Genomic DNA, 17,211 nt, shown 5'->3' on the forward strand with positions numbered 1-17,211 from the left:
ACCGCAGCGATCCGGGCTGCGGTTTTTTGATATGAAGCGATAATTAAGTTATCGTAAAAAGCGTATCTTATACGATTCCGTCTTTATAATTGTTCTGCCAGTGTTTGTCACCTTTGTGAGTGAAGTCTTCTACTGTTCTTTCCAATGTTTCTACCAATTGTGCTTTGATCTCAGCGATCGTATCACGGTATACGCGTTCTTCGTTACCATTGATTCTGTCACCATAGATTGCAAGTGAAGCAGTATATTGGCGGTGTTTTTCAACCAATTCATCAATAGATTCTAATGCGTGCTCTACATACCGAGTAATAGATTGTTGGTCTTTTGGAAGCATATCACGAAGTTGTTGTACTTTACTTGTATTTGTCATTTTCGGTCACCTCTTATTATTAATTGTAAATTTACATTAACACTTTTTCACATTAATTACCTTAAATTCGGATTAAATTTTGACGAATTTATGAACAAACTATAACGACAGTCCAATAAAAGTGTTGATACATAAGGGAAAACTATATATATGATCAAGACCTTTGAATTAGATCTAAGGTCATTGTTTACTGAAAAATGATGTGTCCAATGTGTGTCTGTTAATGTCTATACTATCATTTCGGTAGAATTATTTTCAAATGTTATAGCAAATACGACTTTAGTCACAATTTGTCGATAAATAGGAACTATGTCCTACTTATATTCCTAGTCACACTAAGAAAGGTCATTTTCTAGTACTATTCTAGTATAAATTTTTATACACAGTATAAATTTACATATAAATCTATGATATACATTATAACCTCTTTTCCAAATAATCAACCTGTGATACAGTAACCGTCAGATTGTCTATACTTATAAGCACATCGGAAAAGGGACAATCTCGTTAGTAGAATACATATTCAATATCCGAACAACGGTGTAAAGAAGATTATAATGTCTATGATCAACAGCACATCGAACACATCTTAATAACGAGGACGGTGAATGTATGGAAGTACAATCGCTACGACAGGTCGAAAAACTAGCACTTGAAAAAAATCGGATCTACAAACAAAGCAAGCTTCGTTATTTATCGCGTTCGATGCTTGCCAGTATGTTTATCGGGTTTGGCGTTATTGTTGCTTTTAAAACAGGGAACTTCTTTTATGCAGTAGAATCCCCGATGGCGTATCCAATGGCTGCGTTAACGTTCGGAGCGGCGATCATATTGATCTCTTACGGCGGTGGAGATCTATTTACAGGAGATACATTCTATTACTCCTATGCTGCGATACGGCGCAAGCTGAGGTGGTTAGATGTGATAAGAATGTGGATTACCAGTTACTTCGGCAATATACTGGGGGCGTGTGCATTTGCGCTACTGATTTTCTTAACCGGCTTATATGCAGATCATTCGGTAAATGCTTTTCTGTTAAATGTCGTTCAGCATAAAATGGAAGCGCCTACGATGCAATTATTTTTCCGTGCGATATTGTGTAACTGGCTCGTCTGTCTCGCCTTCTTTATTCCGATGGGCTTGAAAGGCGACGGCGCCAAACTATTTGCAATGATGTTATTTGTATTCTGTTTCTTTATTTCTGGATATGAACATAGTATTGCTAATATGTGTACTTTTGCGATTGCGTTAGTGGTCGATCATCCAGCGAATATTAATTTTGCGGGTGTTATTCATAATCTTATTCCTGTTACGCTTGGGAATCTGATCGGTGGAGCAGTCTTTATGTCTACCATGTACTACTATGTCAACAAACCGTTTATGGATGAAGAACATGAAGCGTAAAAAGATCAATGTATCTCATAAAAAATAAGCAAAAAAACCAGCCCAGTGATGACTATGGCTGGTTTTTTTGCTTGTCTAGGCTTAAAGAACTAAAAATATTTTTAAATTTTATATAAATGTGTGTTTATTCGACAAAATATTGGTTATAATTATATAGTAGTAAGACTTATTACATGTGTCCAACACAAAGGGAGAGCCAACATGAGTGTTTATCAATTTTCTGCAAAAGCTATGAGTGGTAGAGACGTTTCACTGGAACAATATAAAGATCAGGTAATTTTAGTCGTGAATACAGCAAGTCAATGTGGTTTCACTTTCCAATATGAAGATTTACAAAAGCTGTATGATCGTTATAAAGAAAAAGGTTTGGTGATCTTAGGCTTCCCTTGTAATCAATTTGCAGATCAAGAACCTGATGGTAATGACAAAGTAGAAGCATTCTGTATGTTAAATTATGGCGTATCGTTCCCAATGTTCCAAAAAGTAGATGTACGTGATCAAAATGCTCATCCACTATTTAAATATTTAGTAGAAGCGAAGTCATTTGAAGGATTTAATATGAATCACTCGGTATCTAAATTGATGGTACAATTGCTGAACGAGAAACATCCAGAGTATTTGCCAGGCGATTCAATCAAATGGAATTTTACCAAATTCTTGATCGATCGTAATGGAGAAGTGGTTAAACGTTTTGAATCGACAACAGATCCGTTGGATATGGAAGAAGATATCGAAGCATTGTTGTAGAATATAGTCGTCGTCCTATGTATTGATAAAGTCATCCATTTATTGGAGTCGAATATAATAAAAAGCCTGTTAGGAGTTAGTCCTTACAGGCTTTTTGATGTTTCATAAAGATGTATGCTGATAAACCACTTCTATATACATAAAAGTCTATACACATAAAAAAACCGATATCTTCACCTTTGAAGTATCGGCCTTGAGGAACAGATCGTGGTCATAGATTCAACCATTCTAATCTTCCTTATATATAGTATAACAAGATCATCCATATGATCTTTATTCTCAGTAAAAGGGATATATTTTGGTTCTCAACAACTATGCGCGAGTTCTAGAAGGAGTCTGGCTATGTTTCATATATTCTAATTTACGAATAATTTCTTTTTGCCATTTTAGATCGCCAATACGCACGGCAAGATTGAGAAGATCCAGATAATCGTCTGTTTGTAGTGAAGTTTTCTGTGTCATTACGTTCATCGAGATTCCGGCTCCTTTAAAGTCAAAATAGTATATTTTTCAAAAACAATTTTTATATTATCACTTCATTATCAGTTGACTAGGAATGATAATCATTATCATAGTTTTATTGTAAACATTAACGCAGTCAATTGCAAATGAATTATTCAATTTTTCTTAAAAATAAGTATTTATTTCGATATGTTCACATGATGTCCATACGTGAGATATGTCATAATCCTCCACAAACACGTACAATAGTGATCGCAAAGAGCAATTTTTACGTAATTAAAGGAGAGTTATATGTCATATACCAAAATCAAATGGATCATTTTATTTTTACCAACAGTGACGATCGGGTTGTGGGAATATATTCGGCATCAATTTCTAATGCCTTATCTTTCAATGGAAGTGGGTAACTGGTTATCGCCAGTTATTATTTATGTGGTTAGTGTGACGTTACTACGCCAGCTATTTGATATGCTTGAAAATACACGAGCAGCGCTGGATCAAGAGCGTATTGTCAAAGGAAAATTAGAAGAACGCCAATTGTTAGCAGGAGAACTTCATGATGGAGTGGCGCAATCTTTATTTTTGTTAGGGGTAAAGTTAGATCGAGCGAAGCGAATGTATGATGATCCACAAGTCCAAGAAACGCTGAATGATATCAGTCGCACAGTGAGCGAAGCCAATCATGATGTAAGGCAGGCGATCGCTGATCTTAAACATGTGCCACGGAGCGGAGAGACAGAAGAAGTCTCGCTGGCTTATCGTATCTGGGAAATGATTCCGCTAGCAGGTGTACAGACTCAATTGGATTGGAAGCTAGACGATCAATATATCCAGCCTGAAGAACAAGCAGAATTATTAGCTTGTATCCGAGAAGGATTATTAAATATTCACAAACATGCGCGTGCAAGTCAGGTATGGATACATAGCGAAGGAAATCCAACAGGGTGGCAGATTGTGATTGAAGATGATGGTGAAGGATTTCATGAACAGTCTTTGCAATTGCCCGGTCGATTTGGATTGAAAATAACAGCCGAACGTGCACAGTGGAGAGGATGGACATTTGCTTTGCAACGTGAACAAGAGCGAACTTTATTTATCATCAAAGGAGGTCAACATGATGAATAGTGTACGTGTCTTAATTGTTGATGATCATGCTCATGCACGCGAAGCGACGCGTGTTATTTTATCAGAAGATCCGATGTTCAATATTGTGGGTACGGCAATGAGTGGTCAAGAAGCGCTAGAGTTCACTGAACAATGGATGCCTGACCTGATTCTGATGGATATCTCGATGAAAGGGATGGATGGCTTAGAAACGACACGCCTCATTAAGCTAAGATTCCCATATATCAAAATTATTATGATGACAGTATCCGATGATGCCGCCCATTTATTTGAAGCAATCAAGCAAGGCGCACAAGGCTATATTCTCAAAAGCTTACCGCCTTCGATGTGGTTGGAGTATTTGCGTAGTGTGGTGCTTGATGAAGCAGGGCTTAGTCAAGAAATTGCATTGCGTATTTTGCAACAATTTCCAGCAACCAAAGCGCACAACGATCCAGTTGCGAATACGCTAACACCGCGTGAACGAGAAATTTTACACTGGGTATCTTCCGGGCTAACTAATCGGGATATCGCAGCAGAACTCAATATTTCAGAACAAACTGTCAAAAATCATCTCAAAAATCTGTTACACAAATTACAATTGGAAAATCGAGTACAATTAACAAGATATGCGATTGAGCATGGATTAGCGTCTGATCAGCTCCATCGTCCATAATTTTTTCAAATTTAAGCCATATTTAGAATAGATATAGCCCTATATAGTCATGTTCAGGATGAAGACACTTCTATAGTATAGAAATTGTGACTGCATACAACAGACTTCATAGAAGGCATCTCACATAAAGTAGGTGGAGCGTATTTATAGTTATTCTCATTTTTTAATCAGAAAACAGCATTTTTTGTTACCAGTATTACTGATGATAGTGATTATCTGTGGCGGATTATTTTTTCCACAAAGTACTTCTGCTCATTCGTATGTTCAAGAATCTTCTCCAGCTCAAAATGAAGTGTTAGACAAAGCACCTGATAAAATTACATTGTTATTCAATGAATCGATACAACCTGCTTATTATCAGATTATATTGATGGATTCCTCCGGTAAAAAAATCGATGGAGTCAAAGCTGTTATTGATAGTAAAAATGCGGCTCTGCTAGAAGCAGCTATTCCTGTGAAGCTTCCTGACGATATTTACAATATTTCATGGAAAGCGGTCTCAGGAGATGGACATCCCGTAGAAGGTGGGATTGTATTTCAAGTAGGAGACGGTGCTGGCAAAAAGATGTCTGATGCGGCAACTACAACACCGGATAGTAAATCGGTGAATCCGCTATTGATTCTGATGCGCTGGTTGCAATATACCGGTCAATCTTTGGTACTGGGATTACTTGCTTTATCATTATTCTTACTCCCTGCCAAATTACGTACATCTGAAGCGACAACATGGATGCGTCAACGTCGTTATACTCTATTTTTATGGATAGGTATGGCAGTCACTGTGATTGCATTGCTGATTCAATTGCCTTTGCGGATCGCTTGGAATGCAGATATACCGATCATGCAGACCACCACTGAATTCGCTAATACATTCCGTGAAACGACTTTCGGACAGGTATGGTTGATCCAGATTATTACCGCTGTACTGATGGTTATCGTATTGGCTTTATATGCTCATAGCAAACTGTCTTCCTCGGCGAAGCGAACCTTTGGTATTATTGCTGTGGTGCTGATGATTGTACAGTTACTTGCCAAGTCGCTTGATGGACACGCTTATGCAGAACCGTATGCAGGCATAGCGATCGCGGCTGATTTTATTCACTTGGTCTCTGCTCTCGTCTGGAGTGGTGCACTGGTAGCGATGGCTGTGTTTATCCCACGTATTGTGGCTCCGTTTGCAGGAGATGAACGCAAAGTCGTATATTGGAGTATTGTTCGCCGATTCTCATGGTGGGCAATTATATCAGTAGCGGCATTATTAGTAACAGGTATCTATGGAAGTATTATTTATTTGCCTAGTCTCAAAGCACTGTTCAATACTGCTTATGGCTTAACGCTATTATCTAAAATGTTGTTATTCTTGGTTATGGCAGCATTTGGCGCGATGAATTATGTGAAAGGGCGACAGCAAAAAGAAGAACTGGGCAAAGACTTGATGTGGGAAGTATTGACTGGCTTTGTGATCTTGATGCTAGCGGCGGCACTGGTTCATTTATCCCCACAAGCAGGGCCGATCAGTAATGGAGCCACACCGAAGCAGACCGTACAGACACAAGAAGTGGATGGATATGAGATTAAGTTAGAAGTACCTAGCGCACAGATGGGTAGCAATAACTTTATCGTATCGGTCAAAAATAAAAATGAAGCCAAACCTGTAGATGTTGAACAGATCACGTTAACCATGAATCATATGGATATGGCGATGGCACCTACTGAAATCTTACTGACTGCAAGTGATGGAAAAGACGGCGTGTATCAGAAAGCAGGTATGGTGAGTATGAATGGGAACTGGAATGTGAAAGTTCATATTTTGACCAAATCTTTGGATACAATCGACACTGAGTTTACATTACGAGTAGGTTCATAATTTGTTCAAAAACAGGTAATTCACTATCTGCCTGTCTTTATATATACATGACAAAGGGGCGTATACAGAATGAAAACAAATTCAGTATTTACCAAAATGATCACAATCGGTTCCGCAGTAATGGTAGCAGGATTCCTTACATTTAGCAGTATTGCTAGTGCTCATGTAACGGTTAAACCTGCTCAGTCCATGCCTTCCGCATGGGAGACGTATACGATCAAAGTACCTTCTGAAAAAGACTTGCCAACGACTAAAGTAACCTTAAAAGTACCGGAAAATTTATCGTTCAAACAATATCAACCTGTACCGGGTTGGAAAACAACGACTGAGAAAAATGATGCTGATGAGATTACATCGATCACTTGGGAAGCTGAAAGTGGCGGTATCGAAGCAGGTCAATTTCAACAGTTCGTATTTGTAGGTGAAAATCCAGCCAAAGATGGCGAATTGGCTTGGGATGCTTATCAATACTATAGTGATGGTAGTGTAGTGGAGTGGACAGGCAAAGAAGGCAGCGAACTTCCACACTCGATTACAACGATTACTGAAAATGCAGCTACAGCTACACCAGCAGCGCCAACAACAGATGGACATGATGCAGCCGCAACAGAAGATACTGCAACAGCGACAGATGAAGCGACAGGTACAACAACAGATACAGCACCATCGACTGATATGAATACTATGCCAATGGAACAACCAGCGAGCAGTAATGGTCTTCAAGTGACAACATTGATTATTGCTATTATTGCCTTGGTTCTTGGTGGAGTTGCTGTGATGAATTCACGCAAACGCAAATAAATAGTTTATGTATACGTACAATAGAAACGTATGAATCAAATAACGGCAAAAGACCAAGAACATCATCTTGGTCTTTTGCCATTTTGTCTGCTTTTGTTGTAGCATCGATGACTTACTTCTTTTTCACATAGAACTTGATATAATTAGAAGATACGTGGACGAACGAGTATGGATTGAGAATAGAGGAGGAACAAGCTTGGACAAAAAGCTTATTTCATTTAGCAATGGGATCAAATTATATTATATTCTTGTAGCGGCTGTGTGGGTGTTCCTGATGATCCGCAAATCCAATTTGATGACACAAGGTGCCAGTACGGCCGATCAACAGTCTCTCTATATAGCTGTTGTTACAGTAGGAATACTTGCTATTGTTCCTGCGCTAATCTTGGCGTGGAGAGGGTTATATCGCTGGATAAGCAAAGCACCAGATGTGAGTGCTTCTATGCGCAATTTTCTTTTAGTAATCAGTATTCCCATGTTATTAGTGATTGGATATATGATCGAACTGGTATTAATTATGATTTTTGTTGGATTAGGCGGATAAATTCAAAAAAAGCTAGTGATATAGCGGAGGTATTGGCTCCTAATCACTAGCTTTTTTGATGTAGATTATCTTTTATTGTAGAGATTCGACTTCAAATACAGGAATAGTTACATTAGCATCCAGATTAGCAGGAGCGTCAGGTGTATCGACTCCATAATCAGGCTCTTGCATTAGCCCTGTCTCATCGGTAGGCACTGTGTTTTCTTCTGTAGAAAAGTTATTTTCTGCTGAAGGATCAGTTTCATTGCTACCTGATGAAGATGTGAAAGGTTCAAATTCTCCTCGGAACACACCGGATACGAGGAACGTACCTGTTGCCCAATTAAGCGCACCACGAAGGCGAATATATTGCTCACCTACTAATGCTATCGCACCCTGATCATCAACTGATACGATATTGGCTTCAAATGAAACAGGCTCATTGAGATAGCTAGTTAATGTGGCTCCATCAATCGAAGTATATTCATTCTGTGTCTCTGTACGTGTATACTCTCCGTCTTCATTACGTGTATAGATCGCTGTCTGTCCTTTAGGAAGATCAGATGGATTTTGCACCTGAATCGTTTGGTCATCACCGATGGTATATCCGTCAGCTTCTACTGAAAGCAGTGCACGAAAACCACTATTTTCTACAGCATAAAAAGAATAAAGAGCTGTACGATCTCCACTCGGCTCCGATTGAATCTCAATAACAGGTTGATCGGGTGTTCCTAATGTATTCACAATAGCCAGCGTACGAATCTGACCAGCATTCTGTGCAATTTCTCCAGATAGAATACTGGTTGCTCCATCAGCAGTCATGCGACCAATATAGAGATGATTAGCAGAATCGGTTGCCAGTGCATATACATCTGCATTCAGCCCATTGGTGCCTCCGACCACATGTTGATACGTCACTGAAGGATTGGAACTTTGTAAAACATAGAGTGGATCACTAGAAGCCCATGCTAACTTGGTCTGCCCGATCAGCGTAGTCATATCTTGCACAGGTTGTAAGGCTTGATAAATATCAAGAGCTTGCTGATATTGGCCGGCTGTAACCAACGTATTTGCTTCACGAATTAACGAAGCAATCTCATTATTGATCGTTGTCGTTACAGGAGACGAACTTAAGTTCACAGTCGTTACCCATTGATTGAAGCTTTGAGCATGAGTCACAAAGTTACTGATCTGCTGACTTGTAATATCTTTGTTAAGAATCGTCGCTGCATTATTTTGAGCAATAGTCAGTACCCATGTTGCGCTCCAATTATGCTGGTGATACCCTTCCCAAGTGATCCGTGCTTGCTCTAGAAAAGCAGTAAAATCGCCAGCAGCAGCCAATCGTGTTAATTTGGTCTGATCATATGTTTTGAACAGTGTATTCAAGTAAGCTTGACGTGTACCTTTGACCGCTAAATATTTCTCTGGAATCATTAATAGATTCCATTTGTCGGATTCATCGGTATAATTGCGCTTTTGTATATTATGTTGCAGACCGGCTTCAAACAGTTCACGGAATGCTTGGAAATCAGTCTTGAGTTGCTCATTGATCTTCGATTCATTGGTAATCTGTTTATACTGTACGGTGTATCTTTGATCTGCTTGTTGTTGCTCACTGATCCGCTGTTGCCATAATTTATAACCAGTCATATAAGCTTGAAATTGCTGGGTGCTAGCGGCAGATTGAAGCTGTTGTTGACTGGAACTTACCGTCTGTTTCCAATCGGTAATAGGTAATAATTGAAGTAACCGAGTAGCAATATGTTCATTCTGATAGTGAATCGATGTGTTGGTATTGGCTTTTTGATAAAAGGTTTCCGCTTCGACCCATTGTTGCTGTGCATAATAACGATCAGCTTCTTGCACCGCATGAATCTTTTGCGAAATCTGAATACCTTTATAGATCGCTAGTCCAGCTGCAATAGCGCAGGCTACAATTAACAGATTGCGTAATGCAAATAAACGAATAATACTCATGAGATTCCTATTCCGGTAACAGCAGGCTCAAAATCAGAATCACCTTTATACAATTCCTGGCGGATATTCTCTAGATCGACAGCCATCGTACTGTCTTTTTGTGCAGGATCATTTTGGATCATCCGGTATAGACGAAGAAAGCGATCTTTTGGCAAAAAGCGTGCATAACGGCGAATAAATCCTGGATACATCGTGACATAGCGCTTCATTCGTACCGCTGAAGACGTGACACTGACCAAAATGTTCATGCCATTTTCCATTTTCAAAATTTGCGGTTCATGGGCAATCACATAGCGGATTGCGCGATCTTTCACCATTTCACGCTTAATCTTAGAGATTTCACCGATATATTCGGCTAATAACGGATCAAAATCATGTACGATCAATGAATCGAGATCTAGATCCATATCACTGCGTAACCGAAAATTTTGTAACAGGGATAATTGAGCTAATCGTAGTCGATCATTATGCACTACAACAGCTGCTTGGCGTAACATATGATATCCTTCTACATCTTCACCACTACGTACAACCGCTACTGCTGTCGATTGATCACGTACAGTACCTTCATAGATCGTTTTGCCTTCTGTTTTGAATAGTCGGGCTAACTGCCTTAATGTTTCTTTGGATAACATGCGACGTTGTACCAGAATTAAGGCAACGATCAATACGACACCTGTAATCACAGAGATTATGATTTCGGTCATCTCTTTAGATACAACAACCGCTATAATAGTAAGAAGAAGAGCAAACAGAATTTCATTGAGCATTTTGCGCTTGGCACGTAGGCTGGCTTGTCGCATCACAGGAACAAGAGCTTGTTTGCCACAATCTGGACAGGCGTCGCCCGGTAAAATAGTAAAGTTTCGACATTTAAGACATATCCGTAAAGGATCATACACCCGCCGGGTGCGATGAAGCACAGGTAATTGAATCGATTTTTTGGTGGTTGTCATGGATTAAGATCACTCGCTATACATCGTATTTATAAATAACGTCAGGAGTCAGATAACAAGGAATTGGGCAAATCTGCGCATCCGTTAGCTTCTTTGGTTAATAGTAGATAGTAATTGCTTTTCTAATTCGTCTTCTGTCGGGACACGTTTGCGTTTAAATGCGTACATAGACAATCTTATGATAACAAAAAGAAACAAAACCGCGAGACATACGTATGCAAACATATGACATTCCTTTCTTAATCAGATTTATCGAGTTTAACTTTAATCTAAGGGAGGATCGTGATTGCTCGTTGAATTATAAAATGTTCAACAACCTCACTATACCTATATTTTAGCGCATAATCTATTACAGAATAGCGAAAATGGTGAGCAATATTCAACTTTTAGCCTATAGTCCAGTGGCTTCCCCCGTCTTAAGGTGGGGAAAATATTTGGGAATATGCGTTATAATGGTATCCGGCTTGTTATGATCAAAAGCTCATATGGGTTTGTGATTTATTATCCAAAATGGAGTAAAATGGATATTGTAATTAGAATAGTATCAAATTTTTCACTTTATGATTTTTAAGGCATGTTAAGGTGAAATTAACCAGCGCTTAATGAAAATGTCGTAAGATGGTGTATCGTAGAGCCATCTATCTATCCAGTGAAGGAGTAGACTTATGTCCCGAAGAAATACAAGTTTTATGTATATCCTGCTGGCTTTGGTTCTGTGCCTGACACAGCTGCCTAGCACGATGTTCGCTGCTTCAGCGACAACGAGCCCCAATAATTCGACTACATCTGTTGATGCCGTATTGGTACTGGATGCAAGTAATTCAATGAAATCCAGTGATCCACAACAGCTTGGTAGTGAGGCGATGAAACTATTTATAGATATGCTACCATCGCAAGGCGATCGCGTAGGAATAGTATCGTATACAGACCGCATTGAACGCGAGAAAGCATTGACTGCTATTCAGTCTGCTGATGATAAAACAGAAATGAAATCGTTTATAGATGGACTTACCCGAGGAGCATATACCGATATCTCGGTAGGGATGAAAGAAGCCGTTACTATTTTACAGGATAATTCTCAACAAGGGCATGAACCGATGATTGTATTGTTCGCGGATGGTAACAATCAGTTGAATAGTAATTCCGGGCGTAGCAATAGCCAAGCCGATACGGATCTGAATACAGCGGTAGAACAAGCGAAGAAAGATGGCTATCCAGTCTATACAATTGGTCTAAATGCAGACGGTAAGCTGAATCAAGAAGCTTTGAAAAAAATTGCTGATGATACAGGTGGTAAATCTTTTGTAACAACTTCAGCAGAAGAATTGCCAGAGATTTTAAGTGAAATTTTTGCAGCTCATCAAGAAGTGAATGTCGTACCTGTCGATTCAATTACAGGGAATGGACAATTTCAAGATGTGAAAATTCATATTCCAAATGCCAACGTAAAAGAAGCGAATATCTCGATTATGTCTTCAGAAGCGGTTGAAGTGAAATTAGTCGATCCATCTGGAAACGCCGTATCTGTGCCATCGGATAAAGTAAGCATGTCTACTTCCAAAAGTTATTCGCTAGTCAAATTACTATCTCCAGAGCAAGGAGATTGGACATTACAGGTTAAGGGTGTCGATCAAGATAAGATTGATATTAATCTGGTGTTCAATTATAACCTGGAATTAGCACTAGATCCTATTCCGACCAAAGCGTACAGTAAAGGCGATAAGATCGATATCGTTTCTTATTTAACAAGCGGTGGTCAGAAATTAACAGATAATTCGCAAGCCAGTAGTATGAAAGCTGTACTCAATGTGACGGATGTGGATACAGGAACCACCAGTCAAGTTCCTTTAACCACAGATGGTAGTGAATTTAAAGGTACCTTTGAAGTACCAGACAACCATGTCTATCAACTGGTTGCTCGTGCAGAAGAACAAAGCTTTTACCGTGAAACAGCGCCTGTAACGATTGATGCTAAAGGTGGAGTATCAGGTAGTGGTGAACAAGCAGGCTTAGGTTTGATGACATGGATCATTATTGCAGTCGTAGCATTATTGGTACTTGCAGGCTTGTGGTTCTTACTGAGTTTCTTGAAAAAAAGAAATCGTGGATTTGTCGGACAAATGGTTATCGAGATTCGTGATGAAAATACCGGCGAACGCTCATACCCACAATACAAAAAACTGACTACATTCCGTGGCAAGTTCAACCTGCACCAATTAGTCCAACTTGCACCTGAACTTAAAGAAACGGAAAATATCGTATTCACACCAAGCAGTAACGACCGCATTATGATTCGGAACAACGCCGATAATGTGATTGAAAAATCTGCTCGTGCGATCGATGCTTCTAAAGGCTTTGAACTCAAAAGCGGTGACCGCATCACGATTGGATTACGTCAGGTCGATAAAACCATTTTGCTTGAATATCTAACATAATAGTGTACACAAACTATTCATATGACTGATGTATACTAAAAAATTATATAATTGCTTATTCGTCATCTAGTTCTTCTTTCCAAAATCTCATAATCATTAAGTACAATAGATTATTGAAACCAAAACCCGTACTTTAAAGTATGTATTTCATGACATATATCTTTAAATAATCTATTCATCTTCTTATTCTCACAACACTTCAAATTTTTAGAGAATGTTTAAACGACAACCCAGCACCGGATTGCAAATCCAAGCGCTTCAATCTTTCTTCTTCCTACTCAAGCGCTCCAAAGTGGAAGGATGCACAAGCGAAGGGGATGGAATCATTCTGAAAGTCGCCTTTAAGACTCGGATATCGACCACTCTGTGGTCAAATCAAGATATCCGATCTTACCAGCGACGGCAAGAATGATCCACCCCATAGCGCTTGTCCTCACCTCCACCTCACCAACCAACAAAACAAAGAAAATTTAATTCGCCCAAGGGGGATCATTCATGAAACCAATCGTTAGAGAACACATTCAACAACTGGACGTATCACTTGGCGGTGGTATTGTCAGTGATAAAATACGCGTCGACACGATCGACAACCCGATTTTGATTATTGGACTTGGGGGTACTGGTATTGATGCACTATTGCGTCTGAAATACCAGATCAACCGACGCTTTAAGCTTCCAGAAGATCCAATGACTAAGAAAAAGCAAGACAAACCGGATAATGTCGAATTTCTTGCTTTTGAAACGAACGAACAAGATCGCAATAAAAAATATAAAGGTATCGGACTTGATCCAATCAATGAGTTTGTATTGTTATCTAATGCAGAGATTGGTGGATTACTTCAAAACCGTAGCCTATTAGAACCGTATATCACGGAATGGTTATCTCCAGAACTAGGGATTACTGATGGTATGAATGGCGCGGCTGGTGTACGCCAAGCAGGACGATTGCTGTTATTTACAAAGATTAATCAAGTCGTACAAAGTATCGATAAAAAAATCAAAACGTTATCTGTCGGTACAAACAAAAAATTAATGGTCTTTCTACTGACAGGGCTATCGGGCGGTACAGGTAGTGGTTGTTTCTTAGATATTTCGTACATTGTGCGTGGTATTGTAGAACGTGATTATGGCGCAGCAGGAGTAGACCGTCTGAATATGCTAGGTTATTTATTTACACCAGACGTCAACTTATCCAATAAAAGCTTAAGCGAGCATACACGCGAATATATTCGCAAAAATGGATATGCTGCTCTGAAAGAGCTCGATTACTGGATGAATGTAGACAGTCGTGGGGAACGTTTTAAACAGCAATACGGCAGTATACTGAATGTCAATTCGCCACTGGCTCCATTTAATCTATGTCATTTGATCTCAGCGACGAATACTGAAGGTAAATTGCTTGAAAATGCATACGATTATTGTATGAATGTAACTGCTGAGAATATTACCAACTTTATGGCGAGTGAAGAAAAAGCATCTGGTGAAGAGTTTGCGATCCATGATTATATCAGTAATATTCGTACCAATATTGCACAGATGAACCGTGCGTATCCTGCGAACTATGAATACAACATTATCGGTGCATCTTCTGCGGTCTTGCCGATCGAAGAAATGACAACCTATCTTGCGTATCGTCTGTTCCAGAAAATGGACAAAATGTTCGATCAAGCGCCAGATCAAGAAGCGGTAGAGAACTTCGCTCGCAAACTAGGTGTAGATGTCGAGACAATGACCAAAACATTCGAATCTCGTGTTCCAGAACCATTGCCTGGATTTGAAAATAGTGAACGTCTCAGCTTCAACAATGTAGTCAAAATGCAAGCTGTGAATATGGATACGGAACTTGAGCAAACATTCTTGATTCGTGCTCGTGAAGAATACATCAAAGCGAAGCAACAATTGCCAGGCGAGATTGTCGGACAATTTTCGGATCAGATTCGCCGTATGTTCTTGCATCCAGAACAAGGTCCTTTCTATGTATCACGTCTGTTGTACTCAGAAAAAGGATTCTCATTACTGAAAATGCTACTTTCGTATATCGAAACCTTGCGTGAAAGTCAGACTCGTATTCCACGTGATATCGAATCAGCGGCTGATTATGCCAATGAACGTCTAGGCGATGCGAAAAGTGCTTTTGTATCCAAAGACAAAAAGAAAAATGTATATATTGAAGCTAAAATTGATGAATACTGGTTGCGTGCTGATGTAGAACGTACTCAACAAATGATCGAATTTTATGAAGATTTGTATGAAATGTTGAATCGTGAAAATAATCGTATTTATGGTGTATTTACCGAAGTACTTAATGCATTAAGCTCTATTTTCGAGAAAAATGGTGAGTTGTTGACCAATGCGAATGAGCAAGAAGATCATCGTGGTAACAAAACGTACTATTGGAATCTAGTCAGCGTACCGGATATTTCTAAAGCAGTGAGCGATATTATGGATAGCAAAGATGGCGATGATCTGATTCGTGATTTCTCTGCACAATTGCTAGAGCATTCCGATCAATGGGTGAAAGAGCAAGAAGTTGATATTGTACGTTCGATCTCTGATTTCTTAAGCGACAAATTCGGTGATCTGATCACACGTTCGATGGAAGATTTCTTAGTGATGAAGTACGGTCAAGATGAGCCGATCGAGAAATTTGTAGAACGTACCATTGCTAGTAAATTGGACGATGAAGCTGTACCGGTGTTCCATTTGAGCAATAGTGCAGGTAATCTTCATTTCCCTTCATGGGGATTCGTGTCTGTTCCTGTTCAAGCGCCGAGCATTTTGCGTGGTATTCGTAACTTCCAGAATAATGCACTGGGTAAATCCCACTTTACGATTAAAGAAAGTAAAGTGAAAAACCGTATATTCTGGTTGAATACTCGTAACGGTGTACCATTGTTCGTGTATACACCACTGAAAGTGTATGAAGAGAACTATGAGCGTACGATTCTTGACCGTGAAGGTATTGGCCGACATTTGGTACAGACGGAGAAAGAAAACTGGACGTACTTGCCTTCACCGATCCCTGAACAATCATGGGGTGAAACGTACACTAATGCTCGTGTACAAAGTTACAATGCTCGTGTGCGTGCAGATTATGCTCGTGCGAAGCAACTAGGCATTATTGTTGAAAAAGATGCAGATCAAAACACCAGCAGTCGTTTTGCGGTTCATTTCACACAATCATTCGATCTACTTGCTGCATTAGCTAGTTATGATATGCGTCTGGATGCAGCTCGTCCGAATCTGGGTGAGGTTAAGCGTGCGCTAGCCGAATTGAGACGCTTAATGACAGAAGGATTGCCACATGAATCGACGAAAGATATCTTTGGTAGCTTTAACGAAGATCTAGCACGTGAAAACTTGATTCGTTCACCAAAAATGATCGAACGTGTACGTGCAGAACTGGCGAAGTATGAAAGTATTCAAGCTAAAATTGCCGAATTAGAAGGTATGTTAAGTCGTTACGAAGGTGAAGAAAAACTGACTGATCAGTTCTTACAAGCCCTTTATACCGATACAATTACCAAAAAAGGTGCATTGTACGTATATGATCGTGATCCAGAAGAAGAAGCATGGGATGCTTTTGCAAATCTGATGAAGAGCCGTAATTTTGTGGAATTTGAAGTGTTTGAACATTTCCGCAATCTGGATCAGAAAAACCGTGCGACATTGATGCGCAAAGCCGATCGCCGAGATAACGAGATGACTTCATCCGAAGATATCGCACCACTTCTTAGCAAATTGGATGAATTGTATGAAGCGTATCTAGAAGCTAGAGATCGTCTAGAATACGAACGTGTTGAATTGGCTAATGGTGATGAAGCTTACCAATTCTACAAACAAATGGTTACGAAATTAAGCGATATTCGCCGGAAGTTGAAATAAG

General features: G+C 39.5%; 13 protein-coding genes. 9 read left to right on the top strand and 4 right to left on the bottom strand.

Going from position 1 to position 17,211, the window contains the following annotated elements:
- Positions 1–67: 67 nt before the first annotated feature.
- Entirely contained in the window at positions 68–370 is a 303-nt protein-coding gene (locus PO903_RS07155) for a hypothetical protein (RefSeq protein WP_069329636.1), read from the bottom strand.
- 612 nt (positions 371–982) lie between these two features.
- Here PO903_RS07155 and PO903_RS07160 point away from each other — a divergent pair.
- Both PO903_RS07160 and PO903_RS07165 read left to right on the top strand, forming a co-directional pair.
- Complete coding sequence (locus tag PO903_RS07160) at positions 983–1,774, top strand: formate/nitrite transporter family protein (RefSeq protein ID WP_069329635.1); 792 nt, start codon at positions 983–985, stop codon at positions 1,772–1,774.
- A gap of 201 nt (positions 1,775–1,975) precedes the next feature.
- Complete coding sequence (locus PO903_RS07165; RefSeq protein ID WP_069329634.1) at positions 1,976–2,521, top strand: glutathione peroxidase; 546 nt, start codon at positions 1,976–1,978, stop codon at positions 2,519–2,521.
- A gap of 312 nt (positions 2,522–2,833) precedes the next feature.
- On the opposite strand, the gene PO903_RS07170 is transcribed toward PO903_RS07165, so the two are convergent.
- The gene (locus tag PO903_RS07170; RefSeq protein ID WP_175425245.1) at positions 2,834–2,992 is read right to left on the bottom strand and encodes a hypothetical protein; all 159 of its coding nucleotides are present in this window, start codon (positions 2,990–2,992) and stop codon (positions 2,834–2,836) included.
- 282 nt (positions 2,993–3,274) lie between these two features.
- Between PO903_RS07170 and PO903_RS07175 the strand changes: the two genes are divergently transcribed.
- The 5 genes from PO903_RS07175 to PO903_RS07195 all read left to right on the top strand — a co-directional run bounded on the left by PO903_RS07175 (position 3,275) and on the right by PO903_RS07195 (position 7,975).
- Entirely contained in the window at positions 3,275–4,108 is an 834-nt protein-coding gene (locus PO903_RS07175; RefSeq protein ID WP_273593002.1) for a sensor histidine kinase, read from the top strand.
- Positions 4,101–4,763 carry a response regulator gene (locus tag PO903_RS07180; protein WP_069329632.1) on the top strand — a complete coding sequence of 221 codons (663 nt, stop codon included), beginning with the start codon at positions 4,101–4,103 and terminating at the stop codon, positions 4,761–4,763. Before PO903_RS07175 ends, PO903_RS07180 begins: the two co-directional genes overlap by 8 nt.
- A 184-nt stretch (positions 4,764–4,947) precedes the next feature.
- A complete protein-coding gene (locus tag PO903_RS07185) occupies positions 4,948–6,630 on the top strand; it encodes a copper resistance CopC/CopD family protein (RefSeq protein WP_273593003.1) in 1,683 nt (560 codons plus the stop codon).
- Positions 6,631–6,699: 69 nt separating this feature from the next.
- Positions 6,700–7,431: a YcnI family copper-binding membrane protein gene (locus PO903_RS07190; RefSeq protein WP_502921667.1), complete on the top strand. Its 732-nt coding sequence runs from the start codon at positions 6,700–6,702 to the stop codon at positions 7,429–7,431.
- 196 nt (positions 7,432–7,627) lie between these two features.
- Entirely contained in the window at positions 7,628–7,975 is a 348-nt protein-coding gene (locus tag PO903_RS07195; RefSeq protein WP_069329629.1) for a hypothetical protein, read from the top strand.
- A gap of 72 nt (positions 7,976–8,047) precedes the next feature.
- Here PO903_RS07195 and PO903_RS07200 read toward each other — a convergent pair whose 3' ends face one another.
- On the bottom strand, positions 8,048–9,934 hold the full coding sequence (locus PO903_RS07200; protein WP_273593004.1) for a hypothetical protein: 1,887 nt from the start codon (positions 9,932–9,934) through the stop codon (positions 8,048–8,050).
- On the bottom strand, positions 9,931–10,890 hold the full coding sequence (locus PO903_RS07205) for a hypothetical protein (RefSeq protein ID WP_273593005.1): 960 nt from the start codon (positions 10,888–10,890) through the stop codon (positions 9,931–9,933). Before PO903_RS07205 ends, PO903_RS07200 begins: the two co-directional genes overlap by 4 nt.
- Before the next feature lie 665 nt (positions 10,891–11,555).
- On the opposite strand from PO903_RS07205, the gene PO903_RS07210 reads away from it, so the two are divergent.
- Both PO903_RS07210 and PO903_RS07215 read left to right on the top strand, forming a co-directional pair.
- Positions 11,556–13,325 carry a vWA domain-containing protein gene (locus PO903_RS07210; RefSeq protein WP_273593006.1) on the top strand — a complete coding sequence of 590 codons (1,770 nt, stop codon included), beginning with the start codon at positions 11,556–11,558 and terminating at the stop codon, positions 13,323–13,325.
- A 495-nt stretch (positions 13,326–13,820) separates the two neighbouring features.
- Positions 13,821–17,210, top strand: coding sequence for a tubulin-like doman-containing protein (locus tag PO903_RS07215; RefSeq protein WP_273593007.1), 3,390 nt, complete (start codon positions 13,821–13,823; stop codon positions 17,208–17,210).
- Position 17,211 lies beyond the last annotated feature (1 nt).

It is taken from the genome of Paenibacillus sp. PK4536 (genome assembly GCF_028594455.2).
In the GTDB taxonomy this organism is placed as follows: Bacteria; Bacillota; Bacilli; order Paenibacillales; family Paenibacillaceae; genus Saccharibacillus; species Saccharibacillus nuruki.